Below are 17315 nucleotides of genomic sequence, written 5' to 3' on the forward strand. Positions count from 1 at the left end.
CATTTTTATCACCTTATAACAAAATCATGGACATGAAAACCGAAATGACGGTGGCGGGTTACCTAAAATCCCGTATGGAGGAACTTGGAATAGCGTATATGTTTGGTGTGGCCGGAAATTATACCGCACCATTGCTCGACACCATTCTTTCCGATACGAATTCTCCAATTAAAATAATCAATAACTCCAATGAGATTACTGCAGGATTTGCTGCCGATGGCTACGCTCGCGTCAAAGGAAAGCCAAGCGCCGTATATGTGACCTATAGTGTAGGCCCCTTCACCGGACTCAATACGATCGCAGGAAGCTTCGTAGAAAAAGTACCGATTTTGATGATCAATGGAGCGCCTACGAATAAGGAAGACAGTAATGAGAAAAATGTGGGGCTTTTGTACTCGCATACTACTGGCTACGAATTTATCGACATTCACATGTTTAGACCGATTACCGTGGCCGCAGAGCGCATCACCAACGCTGCCCAGGCACCCTATCAAATAGACTCGGTACTAACGGCATTGCTTACGCATAGCCGACCCGTTTACCTGGAAGTGACGGAAGACGTGTGGCGCGCGCCGTGTAATGCACCTGAAGGGTCATTGAGCTCAGGAAAAGGACGTATCCTGACCGTAAGTGAAGCAAGCAAAGCCATAGATGCCGCCATAAAGTTGATCAGGAGCAGGCCAAAATCCATATTTTGGGCTGGAATTGAGTTGCAACGAATGGGCTTGCAAGAAGAATTCCTTGAACTTCTTGAAGTAACCAATGACCAACATGCCCAGCCTAATGAGCGGATTCACTTTGTTACCTCAGCACTAGGCAAGTCATGCATCTCTGAAGATAATCCGTTTTTTGACGGTTGTGTTACCTTAACAAAAGATCAAATCAATAAACTGGTCGGCGATGACGGCGTGATCATCGGCATCGGTGCCTGGACCATTGGCAAGGACACGGAAAACCAAAATATCAGAAGTGACAGAACCATTATGGCAGCACACGATGGGGTGTTTGTAGGTTCGGAATTTTTCCCATTGGTGGATTTAAAAACGTTTATCGTAGCGCTTACGGAGGCATTTAAAACCGCGCCTAATTTGAATTTGAAGGGCATTCATCCAGCGCTAAAGCGGCTGGCTCTGGTTGAGACGAGTGATAAGGGCATGGGCTATACGCCGTTTTTCAAAGAACTGGAGAGCTACATCAAACAGGAAAAAGACACCGTTCTTGTAGTAGATGCCGGATTTCCCTTGATCGGAGCACAAGGTGTAACCATTCCCGAGAGAAACGGCTTTGTGGCCCAGGCTGCCTGGTTGGCGATCGGCTACTCCGTACCGGCGGCTACAGGAATAAAGTTTGCCGTACCTAACAAGCGCGTGATGGTAGCCGTGGGAGATGGTGCCTTTCACGAGACCTGCCAGGCGGTCGCAGAACACCATGCAAACGGTCAGAACACCGTCGTGTTCGTATTGGTGAATGGGATTTACGGGATCGAACAATACCTGGTGAACCCCAACCCCTTTCGAAAGCCTCCGGTCGATTATTCCGATAACTTGTTGGATGCGAACTATTCGTACAACGAAATTCCACGGTGGAACTACAGCAAAATACCCGATGCGATGGGTGGTATTGGCAGAAAAGCAGGTACGGTAGATGAGCTACGGACCATACTGGAGGAGATCAGGCAGACACCCCATGAGAATTTTGTCGTAGAGGTCAGCATTCCCTCCAAAGATACTCCGGAGGTCTTATGGCCACATCTGCCTGGTGCAATCGGAGAAGACGAAACAGAAAACCCCAATTGGCCACCAGAATCTAAGTTTTAGTTGCTGATCTTCTACTTCTTGAAAGTCTTGGTCAAACGTTTAAAAGGATTTATGCACATGGACTACCGATGAGGTTAGAATCCTGATCGGCGCAGTAATTATCAAACATATGCTCAATCTGGATGATCGGGAAACCGTCGCCCAGATTACTGAAAACATGTATCTTCAGTACTTTCATGGGGGGTACAGTTCCTATAACAAACAACCTCAAACTGGCGGCCAAGCCACTGGGAAGGCCCTCGGCAAGGGCAGTGGAAAACCACGTAGGACCCTGGGAAAGGAATCCGATAGCGGGCAAGTTTGGACTTACTAAAAACGGATACGGTATGAACCGGATCAGGGCAAGGCTCAAAAACACCAGCCAATCATGGATCGCCTCCATCATCCTAGTACTCAACCTGGTCAAATTGGCCGGGATGGCGCTCCCGTGCCTGAGTTTTTCAGCGTGGACGGAGCTGAAATACACCATCAAGAGCATAATAATCCAGATTCTGGAAAACCTGAAAACACATAACCAGCCCAGAGAGCTCTCTGGGCTGGTTATGAAAACTTGTGTTTTTTGAGTTTTTCAGCAGACCCTAATTATATTCCTATTTAGTCGAAGGATGGTGATCTTTTAACCATTACTTATGGCAAGCTCCTCAAATGAAATTTCAATCGCCTCCACCGCTATTTCGTCGGCATCTGATTTAAAATCAGAAGTAGAAATTTTGATAGGAAAGGCATTGTTAAGGATCCATGTCATCGTTGGTCTACCTTCACCATCACGAAGTTTGATGGTAACGGTTTGCTGTTTGATGGTATTCATCTTGATTTTTTTGAACCAATCCCAAAATAGGTGGTCACTCATAATAATGCCCTTCTTTAAAGTCACACGGGCATACGTATTCATTTCTGGCATTTTGATAGTAGAAAATACTGGATTATTGCCATGTCTGTATTCCAATCGTTGTGGTTCTGTATCCAAACCGCTTACCTCCTGAAAGGGTACGGCTGCTCCGGTTCCAAAGTCTACTTCGAAGAAAAACCTGGGTAAAGGCCATATGTTGTTTTCTGCTTCTTCCGCCATGGTTTTTTAAAATTACGGCATTTTTTTAATTGATTGATAACATAAAGGGTGGGGGCGTAAAAAACAGCTATGCATCCAGGTCCAACCGTACAAAAGCCAATTCGTCATTGACATTAAGATAAAGCCATACTTTTCCGTCTTTCATAAAAGGTTTTTGGGGTATAGGAGTCGAAAAAAGTTTGCCAATACCATCTGCTACCTCTGCCTCTTTGGTCACTTCAAAAGAATCATTCAGAATACTGATAAACACTTTGTGGTCATTCATTTCTGGCAGGCCCTTGTCATTCATTTTAGGTTCCCCAATAATGGAGAGCCTTACGTAATGCTCATTATTCAGGTCTATCATTAGAGGCAGGAATGTAACTTCCTCTTTAATCTTCAGTATTTCCATTTCGAAGGACTCCCTTGAATTTACCTCCTTGGTATAGGTACCCACTTTTCCGCTTGCAGTGAGCGTAGGGTTGCAATCATAATATTTCAAGTTTTTTTCAGCCAAATCATATACTGCTATTTTGCTAAACACGGGATTGGTGATAATTAACTTATTTCCCAACCTGACTATTTCCGAGCTCTGGGGAGAAGAAGTCGATACCCCACCACCAACGCTATGTTCTACTGTATATTCGTGAGCTCTCTCAAATCCATCCAGTTTAACCTTTTTTAGGGACTGATTTTCTTCATTTACTATAGCAAAAAATATTTCTCCGGTCTCATAATTCTCAACGAGGCCGTATACAGTTTTATAATCATGGGAAGGAATAATTTTTGAGATGAACTGCTCCCTGCCTTCTAATTTATCCCCTTGAAATTCACGACCATTAAAGATAAATTTTTTCAGTTTTTGCTTTTCTAAGTTAAAGATGCTTGTCCCATCCCCACTCGTCAGGACCAAATTATTATTGACATCAGAACTTACCCCAAATACATAATCACCAAAAGCATTGGGCCCATCCTCGTCAAAATTCATCCTTTCTTCAAACTTCAACGTTTCCAGATTTATCCTTTCCAGGTAAGGACTTGTCCCTCCTGAATTAAAAAGGTACTTTCCATCATTGCTGAGACCCGAAAAATAAATCCCAGAACGCAGGTTGATAAAATCCTCTCCGGTAGCTATCAAGACCGTATCAATGGAAACCTCCAATCCCTCCACTTTTCCCGTTCCAGATGAGGACTGATTACAGGAATAAAATGAAAGTGTTATTAAAAATAGACTGAGGGGTTTTTTCATAAGCCTAATTTTGAACTAAAAAACCAAATAAACAAATGTTATGATATAAAAACCCGATTCAAGGGCCTGATATTCAGCCACTATTTCACATGTTGATTGGTAAACTTAAAGCGCTTATTGTCCAGTTAAGACTTAAAAAAAGCTAACCTTTTAATGGCCTTTTTAGCATTTATTCAGGATACCGGTAAAAAGCAATAAAACAGGGGCTAACTTTTCCGGGATCATCCTGCGGGTTAAATACTCCCTGCTCATTTGTTGATTGGCATCAAGGGTGTATTCTGATCATTTTTCAACCGGTACCAGCCTCAGGGCTTTTAAATCCATCAATGCTCCCTCTTCAAATTGCTCGCCGGAAGCCACGGTGACCCGGTTAAAATCCGCATCCAATACCAGTTCTCCTATCTTCGTTTCCTGAAAGGTCTCCCAGGAACCGGAGGGTTTTACGATGCCTTCAATGCTTTGATCGCCCGAGGTCAGCACAAAAGGTTTTCCGGCTTCTTCATCCGATACAGACCATTCCATCCAGACTTCATAGGTGCCTTTCTTTGGGAGATCCAGGTCCCATTCCACCCGGTCCTTTGCCGTAAACCAACCAAAGGCATTCCACTCAGGCATGTATTGGATAGCAGGGCCTATGCCTTTACCTTTTTCCGCTGTAAGGTAAACGGTTCCATCTGCTGAAGGCCGTGAAATTCCGGGAATATTTAAATTATCCTTCATGGCGGTCCGCTTTTCCTGAACGTATTTGGCAACGGTTCCCACCGGGGCGATCCAGATGCCGTTTGCCGGATCATTGGCATAAGCACAAAGTTTCCTTAGCATGCTCAAATAAGTGGTTTGATTGCCCTCCGTATTCGTCTCATGCCCGGCAAGGACCAACCATTGCCGGTTTTCAGCAGCAGCCTCTATCAGGGGCAAAATTTCTTCAAAGGATTTGTTGTCCATTTCCATACCGGTAAGTTGCGCCATGTCTGCATAATAAGGATCCACCGGAGCTTCATCTCTCCAGCCCCTTCCTGAGAGAAACAGTTCTGAAATCAGGGGTACATAACTTTGGGTACGTTCTCCCTTGCCAACGTATGTAAGTCCGCAGGGATAGGCGAAAACTTCCGGTCTTACGCCTAATAGCCGCTCCACTTCATCGTTTGCTGCGATCAATTCCTTTCGCATACGGTCCAAGGTGTAATCTTCAAGTGCCTTATTTCTGGACCAGGCAAAATTGCCGCTGCAGGGATGATAAAGCGAATGATTCCCGATTTCATGTCCCGAGGCAACAACCTCTTTCCATCCGGGTATATCCCGCTCCATGCTTGCGGGAACCACATAGAAAGTAGCTCTTACCCCATACTCATCCAATAAGGCGGCCCCCGGACTGGGATTACTGGCCCGGGCATCATCAAAACTTAAACTGATGGCCATTTTTTTACCCTCCGGCCAGGGAAAATCCGGGTTTTGAGCTGCTGCGCTAAAAAGGATGAAACCAGATAATATGACTGTAAGTGTGGTTACTGAAAATTGGATCTTCATCTCTTTCGTAGTTTAATTTTCTTAGTTTTTAGTTCATTTTGAAATCGGTACAAAACTGCCTCTCCGAAATTTTTTCCTGATCCTGAAACCAAAAGGGATGCTGAAAGCAAAATCCTTTAGGATGCCACTCCTCTTCTGGTAACAAATAGCCAAACCTGCTATTGGTATAGCCATAATTAAAAGTAATCTAAGATTAAAGCAAGAAGATGGAGACAATTATTTTTATTTTTCTGCAGGGGGTTTCTTTTAAAGATGGGGTCTTTGATGAATTTACGCAGTTACCTAGTTGCAGAAAAACATACCTACCTTAGCTGCTTAGGCTACCCGTATTTGATCAACCAAGGCTTCATCGATCCTTCACAAGTCTAAAAATTAGCGTTACTTTTTTTAAAGTAAACCTGCATGCGATCGATTCCATTCCGATCCGTACAAATTTCCGAATCAACCCACAGCGCCCTGCTACCGATTCCGCATGTAATGCCAACTATTCCCGGAATGTTTTTCCAGCGAGGTATTCAATTAAAGACAGGAATTTCCTACCTTAAAAACATGAATAAAAAAATGTGTTACCCCGGGATATGCTTTCTTGCTTGGGTTTTGTTTGCCGGTTTCCAGGAAGTGGTCGCCCAAAATACGGAATTGATTGCGCCGGAGGTGGAAACCGCACGTACGGATGCCTACGAACAGCAACTGGAAAATTACCTGCGCCATTTTCTGGTAGAGGAGTACGAAGCCCGTGCAGCTAAGCAGTGGAACCGGGATTACAGCAGCCCTGCGGCTCTTGAACGAAGCGTCAGCCCCAACCGCAGGCGATGGGAAGAAGTGCTGAGCCCTCCGGTACTCTTCAAGACAGGACCGCTCGAAACCAAACCCTACCCCCTGGGACAAGTACAGGCCGAATGGCTTACCCTTCCCCTGGGAATATTGACGGCAGAAGCATTGTTTGCCTTTCCGGAAGGGGCAAGCCAACAGCGACCGGTACCGCTGGTCATTGTGCAACACGGCATTGGGAGCACACCGGAAACCCCTTTTTCTTCCGGTGCCTACCATGAGTATGCTAAAGGATTGCTTGATGCCGGATTTGCCGTACTCCTGCCGATGAACCTGCGTTCAGTAGAGCGACGCAACAACGTGGAGCGCTATGCACGCCTGGCAGGTACCAGTTTACCCGGCATAGAATTGGTTCGGGTACAGCACCTGTTGGATGTTGTACTTGCCGATCCGCGAGTGAACGCAGAACGAGTCGGGATGTGGGGTGTTTCGCTGGGAGGAATGGCTACCCTATTCTGGATGCCCCTTGAACCCCGGATAAAAGCAGGTGTGGTATCGGCCTGGTTCAATCAACGAAGAAATAAGATGGCAGTGCCGGATGAGCGGTATTCCAGCTTTTCACCCCGGGAAGAACATGCCTTTTTCAACGGTTGGCTGACGGAATTTTCCGATGAAGACCTCGTTTCCCTGATCGTGCCCCGGCCATTGATGATACAGCACGGTAAAAACGACAATATTGCCCATTGGCCGCAGGTCGTGGAAGCCTACGAAAAGGCAGCCATTCACTACCAACGCCTGAACATCCCCGAAAAGATCGATCTCGTCTTGCACGAAGGAGGCCACGAGGCGATTGTCTCGGAAGGGGTACAATTTCTGACCAACTGGCTGACAGCTTCCGGCAAGGAAAAGTAAGGAATTATAGCCGTACGCATTCGTTAAAAATAATCAAAGGAAGTTCCGTTTTAGGAAGGCCTTTGATGAAGCACCTGGTCCTTTCGGCCTTCATTCAGTTCTGCATGCCAACAAAAATTTGATCTCGAAATAATGTTAGATACAACTCCAAACCCCCTTACTATGAATCGGTTTTTTCTTATCCTTGCGCTGTTGGCTTTACTTCAACCAAACGTATACGCCCAAAACCAATCCCTTAAAGTCATCAGCTACAATATCTGGAATGGTTTTGACTGGGGGAAAGACCTGGAACGGGAAAAAACCATGGTTCATTGGCTGAAAGAACAGGATGCGGACATCATCGGCTTTCAGGAGCTCAATGCCTTTAGCCCGGAAAAACTTGTGCAGATGGCCCTTGAATGGGGACACCCCTATTCCCTGCTTTTAAAAGAAGATGGGTATCCGATAGGCATTACTTCAAAGACACCGCTGGAACTCAAAGGCCGCCTGCTGGGAGGATTTTGGCACGGGATGCTGCATGCCAAAACCCGTGACATCGACTTTCTGGTGGTCCACCTGAGCCCCCAGGATTGGCAATTCCGCCGGTCCGAAGCCGAGATGGTTTCGACCTATATCGAAAACGTACTGGTCAAAAACCAGCAGGAAAAGTTCATGGTTCTCGGGGATTTTAATGCCCATTCTCCCTTTGACGCCGGATTTGACCTTGCCCATCCGGAAACCCTTCGCCGCAATCGGGAAGGGGACAGCCTGCGATTCGAAGAAAAGGGTGCGGAAGCCTTCCAAACGCTTCGAAACGGCAGCTTTGACTACAGCGTCATGTCCCGGTTTTTATCCCTTCCCCTGATCGACGTGGTCCAAAACCATACGGAAGAAAACCGAAAATCCTCCTTTCCCACGCCCTTGATCACGCAAGAACTATCGCCCGAAAAACAGGCCGGCTACCGGCAGCGCATCGATTACATCCTGGTCAGCCCTTTTTTTGAATTCCAATGCACCCATGCTGAAGTGGTCAACACGGGAACACCGGACAGGCTCTCCGATCACTATCCGGTCGTCGCATCCTTTGCCTGGGATGAATAATCCGTCGGGAGGTGGATTTTCATCCAACACATTTTATTAGCTGCGACACTAAAGATAATTTTTTATTGGACTCAATAGATTTTTCAAAGGCTGATTTTTTAATTACCTGAGATAAGGACTCATTAGATCAACATCCCTTTAAAACGGCTAAAATAGTAACCCCGAACGAGTTTGAAAAACAACTTCAAAATGCAAGAACTAAGCCTTGACCGAAATGCTTTGTTGTAAAAAAAATAAATTGCGATCTTTCATTGCCGGATTCTAAAAAAACTTTAAAGTCTTTGAGACACCGAAGGTTTTTTTCGTAAACGTACCAGGAAAGACCTTCTTTAGATTATTTTATTTTCAACTTCATTTGATAAAAAGTAACCTTATCCTCCTCCACCCCAAAATAATCCTGGTCCTTCAGACCAAAAAAAGCTCCATTTTCATCCACCGCACTGCTGAGCGTGATACCCTGTGGAACTGAAATATCCTTTTGCAGTATCCGGTGTTCCCGGTCCAGAACCGCCAGGTAATCGGTGATTTGAAGGGAAAATGCCGCTCTTTCTTCCATCGTATTCCTGGGAAAGGATTTGGCCTTTTCCTCCTCCATACCCTTGGTGTAATGGATGAGGATCTGGCTGTCCAAAACAAACAGGTTTTGGATCCTGCCAAAGACATTGTAAAGACTCGCTTCGTAGTAATCATCTATGTTGGCCATGGGAACACCCTTGATTGCGACGGCATCTTTCAGGTCCAGGTCGATGGTTTTTTGGTAAACCAAATGTTCCTCCTTCTGCCCGTACAGGTGATATGCCAATTCGCCCCTGAAATAGACCAACCACTCCTCTCCTGCAGGAATCACGGCAGGAAAGGTCCAGTGGTAAAAATTGCCGTCCTCGTATATCGTTCCGGGTGGAAAAGGCATGGTCTGCCTGTAGGCACCTGTTTCCGGATCAACCAGCTCCAGAATGGGACTGCGGTAAATGCTTTCAAACATTTCGGCCTGGTTGGTATAATCCTGTTCTCCCCTTTCCGGTCGGATATAGGCCAGTTCCTTTCCGAAGGCATGAACGGGACTTTTGAGCCCGTTGATAAAGGTGTACGGTGGATTTAAATCCATGCGCTTGACGATTTCTCCCTCCCCTGAAAAAAACAGCAAGCCCTTTGCGGCATCCATTACCGTGTATTTCCCCTCAAAAAAGCCCCATCCCATGGCCCAGGTGATGGCATTGGGGCCGTCCTTTGCCAGGTGAAACCGGGAACTGACGGTTCCTTGCCTGTCAAACAGCAGTACTTCATCCGTACCGTTGTCCATGCCCAGAAATAGGTGGGTTGACGAGTCGTAGTCATAAAGAAACAGATTTCCCCGATAATCCACCTGAATGGAATCAGTTAACATCAATTGATAAGCAAAATCATCCTCGCTTTTTTTACCGTTATTGCTACACCCATAAAGGAACAAAGCCAAACAGCTTATACAAAGCCCTATTTTCATCTTCCCAAGTTCTACAAAAGAAAATGAAACCATTACATAAAAGATGTTAAATTTTACCAATCGGGGGGATTTTGGGAGATAAATGAAAGATTTTAATACTTAGCATTTCGAAAAAATCCCCCTACCCCCTTTTTAAGGGGGATTTATCTTATCTGCATTTTCTGTGTTCATTGTAAAAACGTACCGCTTGGCTACAGAAACATCATCTAGAATCGAATTAAGGTTTCTAACTAAATGGCTATCTTCTCGCGACCAAAAATTAAATTTATTTCCCTCCGTAGACCAGTTTAAATTTATAAACCGTATTAAAATCCTCTTCCACACCTGCCTGTTCCTGGTCTTTAAGTGCCACGATTTGCCCTTCCTTGTCCACCATGGCCTCAAAAGGAACCATGCTTTTCGGAATGGGCAGGTCCACTGCGCGCAGGCCAAACTCCGAATCAAAAACGGCAAATTCCATAGGGAAGGAGTACACCAATTCCCGCCGCTGTGCGGGATCCGACACATCGTAGGCGGCTTTCGTTTCGGGAGAAACACCCTTGCTGTAAAAGGCGATCAAATGATCCTTCAGGGGTAAAAACCGGTGGATCTGTGGGATACGGTAAACCAGTCCGTTTTTTTCAAAGAAGGTATCCATCTGCTCCAATGGCACCGGCTGGTCCGGGAAGGCGTTCTTCGCCGGAATTTTTACCGTCCGCTCAAAGAGCAACTGTTGTTCCTTTTCGGTATATACATGAAACTCCAAGGCATTATTGACCGAAAGGAACCATTGGGAGCCGCTATTTTGAATAAGGGGCGTAGGATACCCGTAAAAGAGCCCTTCTTCAAAGGCATCGGTTTCCGGAAAATGCATGGTAGGATAATATTCGTCGCTGATTGTATCCAACACCTCCATCATGGGTCCTCCATCAAGCATGCGTTGGTAGGCTGCCTGCCGGTCCTGCCCCTCTTCTGCCGATTCCGGTTTGTAGAACAGCAATTTATCCCCCAGCGAAGAGGCTGCTATATGCGCGCCACCCACGATCCAGAAATAGGGATAGGGTATCTCCGTCCGGTTCAATACCTTTCCCTGTCGGCTCAATGTATAGATTTTATCGCCAAAGAGGCAGATGTTTCCTGCCGAGAACCTGGGGTTCAGCCCATAGCCGCTGATGGCCTCCGGGCCGTCGTCTTTCAGGATAAACGTATGTTGGATACCTCCTGAGGCATCAAAAATCAAGACTTCCTTTTTCTGTTGGTCGTAGGCAAGGTACTGGTTGGTTTCCGGATCGTAATCCTTTAGCTCCAGACTACCCATATAATCGATACGTAGCGAGTCCACCAATTGAAGGGCATAGCTGCCGACACCGGAAGTTTCCTTTTGGGATCTGGAACAGGACAGCAGCCCAGCTGCCAGCAAAGCTAGTAGTGGTAAACGGGAGTTAATCATGGTTAAAAGTAGAACTAATGGTTTAAAAAAGCAAAGCTTTCTAATGGCTATTGTCGGAGTAATTGGAGTGTTTTACTTAGTTGTGAGTAAATAAATCCCCCTGCCCCCTTGATAAGGGGGAGTTGGACAGATGACTATTTGCAGCCATGGTATTGCCGCTGAACTTTTTCAGCCCGTTACAATAATACCTATTCAACATTAATTAATTGAGTAAACCTCCCTTCGATTTACATGCAATAGTGGACCGCCAGCACTTTCGGATAATGTAACTAAATCCCCCTTTTTAAGGGGGCGCAGGGGGATTTTATTTTTTCAAAATTTGCAAGTGCATTCCTGGATTTCGATATGCTCAGCACTTTTTAATGCTACTTAGGTATCTTTCCCGATGCGATCACCTGGATGCTGGGGTTGATGGTGAGCAGGTCGACAATCAGGGCATCACTGTCTTCCGGGGCAATGTAGACATCGTCGTACCGGTTGTATTTCACGATCAAGCCTCCGGTAGCCAGTGCAGGCTTCACTCCCACCCATCGGGTTTTGTCTTTAAGGATGGTCCGGATGCTACCTATGTCAATTTCTCCCTTGATATAGCCTGACTTGTAGTAAAAGGTATGACTCCGGACCCAATACCGGGTGTCAAGATAGGGCCAGATAATCGATAAGGCCGGAGCGGTCAGGGGAATCATCCTTCGCAACTTTTCCCTCCACGGTTTGGTACCCAAAAACCCGTATGCCAGTGGCAATACCAACATGGCGAGCAGTATACCCTGCATCAGGCGTCCTTTTTTTGGCTTTGTATGTTTTCATTTTAAGTGGCGGCATCCCGTTATTTTTACTACCAAAAATAGCGAAGATTAGGGGATTCCTCCAGGAATTTACGATCCCATTCAAAAAAACATTATCCTGATCCGTCATGAATCAACACTTTGGTGGAATCGATACTTTTCCGCAAAAAAGGATTCTTAATCGATGCATCGGTAAGCAAATCAACTCTTCTGGCGAAAAATTTCTCGAGTGAATCCCAGAGGGAAATCAGCATTTCTCCACGTGCGATGGGATCCTCGTAAGTTACCTCAACGAGTAGGTCAATATCACTTTTAGTTGGATCAAAACGATCGGAGATGGATGATCCGAAGGCGAACAGGTATTTCACATTATGCCTACTGCAGAGTGTCTCAAATTCCTTTTTTCGTGTTGCGATTACTTCGTTCAACTGCATAATTCGAATATAATAAATTATTTCAGTAAATAACAGGCAGAAACAGCAAACAAGTAATTGCCAATCAAATAGTTTGGAACATTTAAATCGAAAAATACTTGCCACAATCAGGTACTATGGGTTAACAGGCTCGGTACATTTTGGATTGTTCGGACCAGATTAGTTGTAATAGGACTCGTTTGCGGTAGCCAAGGTGGTGGTTAGGGTTAAAGGGCCGGAAACGCTTTGGAAGCTGACAAAAATAGGGATATTCTGTGTTTCTTTTACGGCAATTTGATAAGACGGGTAGGAAAAGGGTTGTTTAGATTTCGTCAGATGATATTGGCCTGGGCAGCAAAGTACCCTGGTAGTCTTTTGGGGTTTTGTATCGAAATTCAAGCATCCAGTCCATGTTTCCATTACCGATAGGTATTTCTCGCGGAATTGATTGGTTTTTATTATTTTTATCAATCATTGACGTGTTTTGTTAGCCCTATGGAAACGCAACCTGAAAAAAACATAGCCAAAGAACCTGACTTTGCTTACGGCTCCTACACGTATGCGGATTATCTTACCTGGGAGATAGATGAAATGGTAGAACTGATCCGTGGAAAGGTGTTTCGACAGGCAGCTGCACCCCGAGTGATTCACCAACGGATTTCCGGAAAAATGTTCTACTCGCTGTACGATTTTCTAAAGGGTAAGTCTTGTGAAGTATTCTCAGCACCTTTCGATGTACGACTGCCGGTGGCTTCCAAAAAGAATGAAGATATCGATACGGTTGTCCAACCGGACCTATGTGTCGTATGTGATGCAGAGAAGATAGACGAACGTGGCTGTCTTGGTGCACCAGACTTGATCATAGAAATACTTTCTCCCGGCAATAATCGAAAAGACTTGAAGTTAAAATACGAAGTGTATGAGGCTTCGGGAGTGAAAGAATACTGGGTCATCCATCCGGATGAGCGAACGCTTCTTATTTATACCCTGGATAAGCGGAAATACCGCGCCTCCCGTTTATTCACCTTGGGTGACAGGGTAATTTCTGAAGCCCTGCCTGGATTTGAGCTGAAGCTGGATCATGTGTTTGGAGGATTATAGTTTGGTCTCTGGCTTGGGATTCCAAGGCACAAAAAAGAATACTAAAACAGTATCATATACGAAGCCAGTATTTCGGACTACAGTAGAATAACACCTAACCTATTATAGGGTGAATCAAAAAGAACATTGTGTTATGTCCTGATTACAATATCATCCAAGATCCCCCAAAGGCTTGTATTGGAACAATATGTTATTTTTTTGCCATACCTGCGTATCAAAGAAACGAAAGACAGCATGCGCTATCCAGTTATTCAAACCCAAGCACTGAAAGTGCGCAATACCCAAACACAGGGTGCAGCCCTGTGTCTAAACCCGAAACGGGAACCCAAGCCCTGACGGGGCGAAATATGTTTGGCAAACCCCACATCCGATATAGAAAAAAATATACCGCCCGTTCACGGGAAAAACAGGTCAGTTCACGGGAAATACAATTATTCACTTATATTTTTTGATTTTATCCATTAGATTGGGAAGTATTAAGACCAAAAGCATAGATAGATACCAACTTTTCTGGTAATTAACAAGCTATTAAATTGTTCCAACAGCATGAATAATTGTTTCCACAGCTCCGGTAAAATTTTTGAATGGCTGAAAAACCGCTTTACCAAAGGAATACCGAATCGCAGACATCAAAGAAATAAATATCTACAAATAGGTAAAATAGAAACATTCTATTGCGATGAAATCGAGCCTGCCTACCGGACTGGCAGGCATGACGTAGCCGTCAAACAATAGGATGACTATCAACCATGCGACCTGCCTGCCGGTAGGCCGGGATTCTCCCGATGAGATTGGGACAAGCTATGTGGCCGATTAAAGACAATTTATAGACACATGAATGGGCACAATTCCCGGGTGTCCTTAGTAAGTCCGGGAAATCGACAAATATCATTAATTTAAAGAAAAATGAAAAAATTAAATTTAGAAAAACTAAAGCTGGCGGCAGAGGATGTGCTGCAAAGGAATCAAATGACTACAGTCTATGGCGGATCTGGAGGAAGTTCCTGTTCTGTTTGCTACTTGTATGAGGACACTGCAGGCACCATTCTCATAGACACCTTGTATAACCCACACCCTGGTTTAAGTTTTTCAGAGTGTCATGAAGCGGTTGGGCGATATGTCCACGATATGGAATATGGTACTTATACCTGTTCTTGAGTAAATCGGTTTCTTTTTCTGATGTCCTGGTTTTACTTAGACTTATTTCTTTAGGTGTTATTTCAGAACCGCTTGCTAATAGGTAATTCAAAAAGCCCATTTCTAATCATTTGGGCTTTTTATGGTTTCTCCTTTACGTTTTAGAACAACGTATGAATGAAGTTTGGAAGAAAACACCCCTACGACGCTTGTTCTCAATGACTTCCCAAATACAGAACAAGGCTGTTTCCCAGAAAATTTATCGTACATGCTTTCCAAAATTGAATATGAAATATACCACGCTTATTTTGCCTGTTATTACAGTTTTCCTGTTGCAAAATTGTGGAGATAAAGACAACTCGGATGCCGAACTGTTTACCAATACAATTGAAATCCAGAAGGATTTTTTATTGGGCGATTCGCTGGAGTTACAATTCGAAATGCTGGACACCATAAATCTGGAGGCCGAGGGAAACCCTCCTCTTTCTACAGTACAGGAGATAGCCTTCTCAAAGCACTTTTTTTTTCTGCTGGACAATAAACTGGGACTTTTAAAATTTGATTACAGTGGGAATTTACTTGGTACTATCGGAGAGATGGGAGAAGGCCCTGAAGAATATATTATGCCCTATGCGATTTACCTGGAAGAAAAAGAAAATATAGTCCTTGTGGCAGATTGGGTGAAAATGGTATTGATTTCCTATGATCTTGAGGGAAATTTCATCAGCTCAAGCCGATTGCCTGGTCGTCCAATTTCCTTGTATCATGAAAATAATACTTTATTGGTGATTCAGGAGGGTCTTTTTGGTTCCAATGAAGAAACCCGTAACATACTATTAAGCTCATTTGATCCAAAAACACTTGAAGTCATCAAACACCAGAAAAGCCCGCTGTACAGTTACACTTCAAAATTTACGATAATCCATAGATTCCCAAGAATTTTAGGCCGGATAAAAGAATCGACCCTCTTTTACCTACCTCAAACCCGAGTCAGGGGATTAGTTGAGCATAAAGATACGATCTACAGAAAAGTGAAAGATCATCTGGTTCCGGAATACCTACTTCACTTCAAGGGATTTGAGAAGGAAGATCTGCCAGTGATAGAATATGTAGAAATGTTCGAAGGATATGCAACCCTACTTTTCAAATTTAATAAGCAGTCATTTCTCGTATTGCTTGATTTAGTCAACAATGTACCTTTGTCTTTCCTAAAACAACCTGACGATACTAACTTAACGGGTATAAAGATTCAAAGGCTTCCAAAACATCTGTCTGAGGACCTGTTTTACTCCATCTTAAGGAATGAGGGTGGTATGCAAGAAAAAAATCCACTAATTGCGCTGTATCGGCTTGTTTCTCCAAGTTTAAATGGAAACAGGGATAGTGAAAGATAACAGTTTCATTAAATATCTTGATGAATTTGAATATTAACTAGATATTCAACATCCCACCAAGGCAGGAGGACTCAAAGTATACCCCAATTGTTGCATGTAACGGACTGATCTCAATGCACAATTCCTACAGAACCAATCGAATTGCAGCGGTCTTCAAAATCAAAGGATCGGATTTTTATAACTAGAGAAACAACCCCCAACTCAGGTTTGTATTTTATAATCCGCAATCCAAATAGAGAGAATGGTAATAATTGAATGAAATATTTGTAGTTATGAAAATACGCTATGCAGGATTTGACTACCGGGGATTAAACAACCTGGGAGATCAGGTCCAATCTATTGCCGCCGAACGATTTTTACCGGAAATTAACATGAGGCTTAACAGGGATACACTGGCAAGCGCCCATTGTAACCCTAACCATTTGTTGATCATGAACGGGTGGTATTCACACCAGCCTGAGCACTGTCTTCCAATTAGTAATAGTATTTTGCCGGTTTTTTGGGGATTCCATATCAGCGACTGGAATGATTCCTGGAGGCATTTTTTATCGGAAGAGAATTTGGCATTTTTCAAAAAGCATGAGCCCATAGGATGCCGGGACAGCTATACTGCAGAGAAATTAAAGGCTGCCGGCATTGAGGCCTTTTACAGCCGCTGTTTGACGCTTACCCTGCCCGAAAGGAAGAAAAAGCCTGAAGACGGCGCAATCATGATTGTAGATGTTCCGTTTCTTTTGCCGGATTTTATTGAAAAAAACGGTCTGAGGATGACGCATACCATAAACCCGGACACTACAGCGCGTAAAAAGCGACTGCAGGCAAAAAAACTGTTGTACCTGTATAAGCGCTACGCAACGCTGGTGGTGACAAGCAGACTCCACTGTGCCCTTCCCTGCATTGCCATGGGCATACCGGTCATCTTCTTTGGAAATCCACTAGATTACCGGGTTTCAATCATCGGAGAACTCGGACTAAACATTTATGAGATCCCCAAGCATTCCTCCGGAGCAGATTCCTACAAAAAAGCGTTAGACGGGCTATTCAGCACCGTAGATTGGAGGCCGGAACCGTTGGATTTTCAGGCCACTAAAAAAAACATGATCCATGACTTTTCAGACTTTCTTCATAAACAGCATTCAAAAATGACCATATACTAAGGCTGAATTTTTTAA

The 17315-nt window shown here is 44.3% G+C and carries 15 protein-coding genes and 1 pseudogene; 9 read left to right on the top strand and 7 right to left on the bottom strand.

What is annotated here, in order from left to right; genetic code table 11:
* The first annotated feature begins 32 nt into the window (after window positions 1-32).
* The 3 genes and pseudogenes from GL182_RS13555 to GL182_RS24500 all read left to right on the top strand — a co-directional run bounded on the left by GL182_RS13555 (window position 33) and on the right by GL182_RS24500 (window position 2380).
* Window positions 33-1817 (top strand): thiamine pyrophosphate-binding protein, encoded by a 1785-nt coding sequence (locus tag GL182_RS13555; protein WP_205603659.1) that lies wholly within the window; start codon window positions 33-35, stop codon window positions 1815-1817.
* A gap of 73 nt (window positions 1818-1890) precedes the next feature.
* Window positions 1891-1998, top strand: a pseudogene (locus GL182_RS24310) (transposase); the annotation flags it as partial.
* Entirely contained in the window at window positions 1994-2380 is a 387-nt protein-coding gene (locus tag GL182_RS24500) for a transposase (protein WP_410267501.1), read from the top strand. The pseudogene GL182_RS24310 and the gene GL182_RS24500, both read left to right, overlap by 5 nt.
* A gap of 53 nt (window positions 2381-2433) precedes the next feature.
* On the opposite strand, the gene GL182_RS13570 is transcribed toward GL182_RS24500, so the two are convergent.
* The 3 genes from GL182_RS13570 to GL182_RS13580 form a co-directional block, all read right to left on the bottom strand.
* Window positions 2434-2886 carry a phage tail protein gene (locus tag GL182_RS13570; RefSeq protein ID WP_163380232.1) on the bottom strand — a complete coding sequence of 151 codons (453 nt, stop codon included), beginning with the start codon at window positions 2884-2886 and terminating at the stop codon, window positions 2434-2436.
* 67 nt (window positions 2887-2953) lie between these two features.
* Complete coding sequence (locus GL182_RS13575) at window positions 2954-4114, bottom strand: DUF4221 family protein (protein WP_163380233.1); 1161 nt, start codon at window positions 4112-4114, stop codon at window positions 2954-2956.
* A gap of 282 nt (window positions 4115-4396) precedes the next feature.
* Window positions 4397-5641 carry a polysaccharide deacetylase family protein gene (locus GL182_RS13580; protein WP_163380234.1) on the bottom strand — a complete coding sequence of 415 codons (1245 nt, stop codon included), beginning with the start codon at window positions 5639-5641 and terminating at the stop codon, window positions 4397-4399.
* 549 nt (window positions 5642-6190) lie between these two features.
* On the opposite strand from GL182_RS13580, the gene GL182_RS13585 reads away from it, so the two are divergent.
* Both GL182_RS13585 and GL182_RS13590 read left to right on the top strand, forming a co-directional pair.
* On the top strand, window positions 6191-7324 hold the full coding sequence (locus GL182_RS13585) for an alpha/beta hydrolase family protein (protein WP_163380235.1): 1134 nt from the start codon (window positions 6191-6193) through the stop codon (window positions 7322-7324).
* 162 nt (window positions 7325-7486) lie between these two features.
* Window positions 7487-8404 (top strand): endonuclease/exonuclease/phosphatase family protein, encoded by a 918-nt coding sequence (locus GL182_RS13590; protein ID WP_163380236.1) that lies wholly within the window; start codon window positions 7487-7489, stop codon window positions 8402-8404.
* Window positions 8405-8738: 334 nt separating this feature from the next.
* Here the strand turns inward: GL182_RS13590 and GL182_RS13595 are convergent, their stop codons facing one another.
* From GL182_RS13595 to GL182_RS13610, 4 genes are all read right to left on the bottom strand, one after another.
* On the bottom strand, window positions 8739-9884 hold the full coding sequence (locus GL182_RS13595) for a hypothetical protein (RefSeq protein WP_163380237.1): 1146 nt from the start codon (window positions 9882-9884) through the stop codon (window positions 8739-8741).
* A 265-nt stretch (window positions 9885-10149) separates the two neighbouring features.
* Window positions 10150-11313: a hypothetical protein gene (locus tag GL182_RS13600; RefSeq protein WP_163380238.1), complete on the bottom strand. Its 1164-nt coding sequence runs from the start codon at window positions 11311-11313 to the stop codon at window positions 10150-10152.
* A 365-nt stretch (window positions 11314-11678) separates the two neighbouring features.
* Complete coding sequence (locus GL182_RS13605) at window positions 11679-12086, bottom strand: PH domain-containing protein (protein WP_163380239.1); 408 nt, start codon at window positions 12084-12086, stop codon at window positions 11679-11681.
* A gap of 125 nt (window positions 12087-12211) precedes the next feature.
* On the bottom strand, window positions 12212-12532 hold the full coding sequence (locus tag GL182_RS13610; RefSeq protein WP_163380240.1) for a nucleotidyltransferase family protein: 321 nt from the start codon (window positions 12530-12532) through the stop codon (window positions 12212-12214).
* A gap of 474 nt (window positions 12533-13006) precedes the next feature.
* On the opposite strand from GL182_RS13610, the gene GL182_RS13615 reads away from it, so the two are divergent.
* The 4 genes from GL182_RS13615 to GL182_RS13630 all read left to right on the top strand — a co-directional run bounded on the left by GL182_RS13615 (window position 13007) and on the right by GL182_RS13630 (window position 17300).
* Complete coding sequence (locus tag GL182_RS13615) at window positions 13007-13612, top strand: Uma2 family endonuclease (protein ID WP_163380241.1); 606 nt, start codon at window positions 13007-13009, stop codon at window positions 13610-13612.
* A 906-nt stretch (window positions 13613-14518) separates the two neighbouring features.
* On the top strand, window positions 14519-14770 hold the full coding sequence (locus GL182_RS13620; RefSeq protein WP_163380242.1) for a hypothetical protein: 252 nt from the start codon (window positions 14519-14521) through the stop codon (window positions 14768-14770).
* 110 nt (window positions 14771-14880) lie between these two features.
* Complete coding sequence (locus GL182_RS13625; protein WP_240469836.1) at window positions 14881-16143, top strand: 6-bladed beta-propeller; 1263 nt, start codon at window positions 14881-14883, stop codon at window positions 16141-16143.
* Between the two features lie 272 nt (window positions 16144-16415).
* The gene (locus tag GL182_RS13630; protein WP_163380244.1) at window positions 16416-17300 is read left to right on the top strand and encodes a polysaccharide pyruvyl transferase family protein; all 885 of its coding nucleotides are present in this window, start codon (window positions 16416-16418) and stop codon (window positions 17298-17300) included.
* Window positions 17301-17315: the final 15 nt, after the last annotated feature.

The sequence above is a fragment of the Cyclobacterium sp. SYSU L10401 genome (assembly GCF_010993705.1).
Lineage (GTDB): Bacteria > Bacteroidota > Bacteroidia > Cytophagales > Cyclobacteriaceae > Cyclobacterium.

Bases quoted from the DNA above. Each gene is read 5' to 3' on its own strand.
- GL182_RS13555 (WP_205603659.1), top strand. From the start codon at position 33: ATGAAAACCGAAATGACGGTGGCGGGTTACCTAAAATCCCGTATGGAG.
- GL182_RS24500 (WP_410267501.1), top strand. From the start codon at position 1,994: ATGGGGGGTACAGTTCCTATAACAAACAACCTCAAACTGGCGGCCAAG.
- GL182_RS13570 (WP_163380232.1), bottom strand. From the start codon at position 2,886: ATGGCGGAAGAAGCAGAAAACAACATATGGCCTTTACCCAGGTTTTTC.
- GL182_RS13575 (WP_163380233.1), bottom strand. From the start codon at position 4,114: ATGAAAAAACCCCTCAGTCTATTTTTAATAACACTTTCATTTTATTCC.
- GL182_RS13580 (WP_163380234.1), bottom strand. From the start codon at position 5,641: ATGAAGATCCAATTTTCAGTAACCACACTTACAGTCATATTATCTGGT.
- GL182_RS13585 (WP_163380235.1), top strand. From the start codon at position 6,191: ATGAATAAAAAAATGTGTTACCCCGGGATATGCTTTCTTGCTTGGGTT.
- GL182_RS13590 (WP_163380236.1), top strand. From the start codon at position 7,487: ATGAATCGGTTTTTTCTTATCCTTGCGCTGTTGGCTTTACTTCAACCA.
- GL182_RS13595 (WP_163380237.1), bottom strand. From the start codon at position 9,884: ATGAAAATAGGGCTTTGTATAAGCTGTTTGGCTTTGTTCCTTTATGGG.
- GL182_RS13600 (WP_163380238.1), bottom strand. From the start codon at position 11,313: ATGATTAACTCCCGTTTACCACTACTAGCTTTGCTGGCAGCTGGGCTG.
- GL182_RS13605 (WP_163380239.1), bottom strand. From the start codon at position 12,086: ATGCAGGGTATACTGCTCGCCATGTTGGTATTGCCACTGGCATACGGG.
- GL182_RS13610 (WP_163380240.1), bottom strand. From the start codon at position 12,532: ATGCAGTTGAACGAAGTAATCGCAACACGAAAAAAGGAATTTGAGACA.
- GL182_RS13615 (WP_163380241.1), top strand. From the start codon at position 13,007: ATGGAAACGCAACCTGAAAAAAACATAGCCAAAGAACCTGACTTTGCT.
- GL182_RS13620 (WP_163380242.1), top strand. From the start codon at position 14,519: ATGAAAAAATTAAATTTAGAAAAACTAAAGCTGGCGGCAGAGGATGTG.
- GL182_RS13630 (WP_163380244.1), top strand. From the start codon at position 16,416: ATGAAAATACGCTATGCAGGATTTGACTACCGGGGATTAAACAACCTG.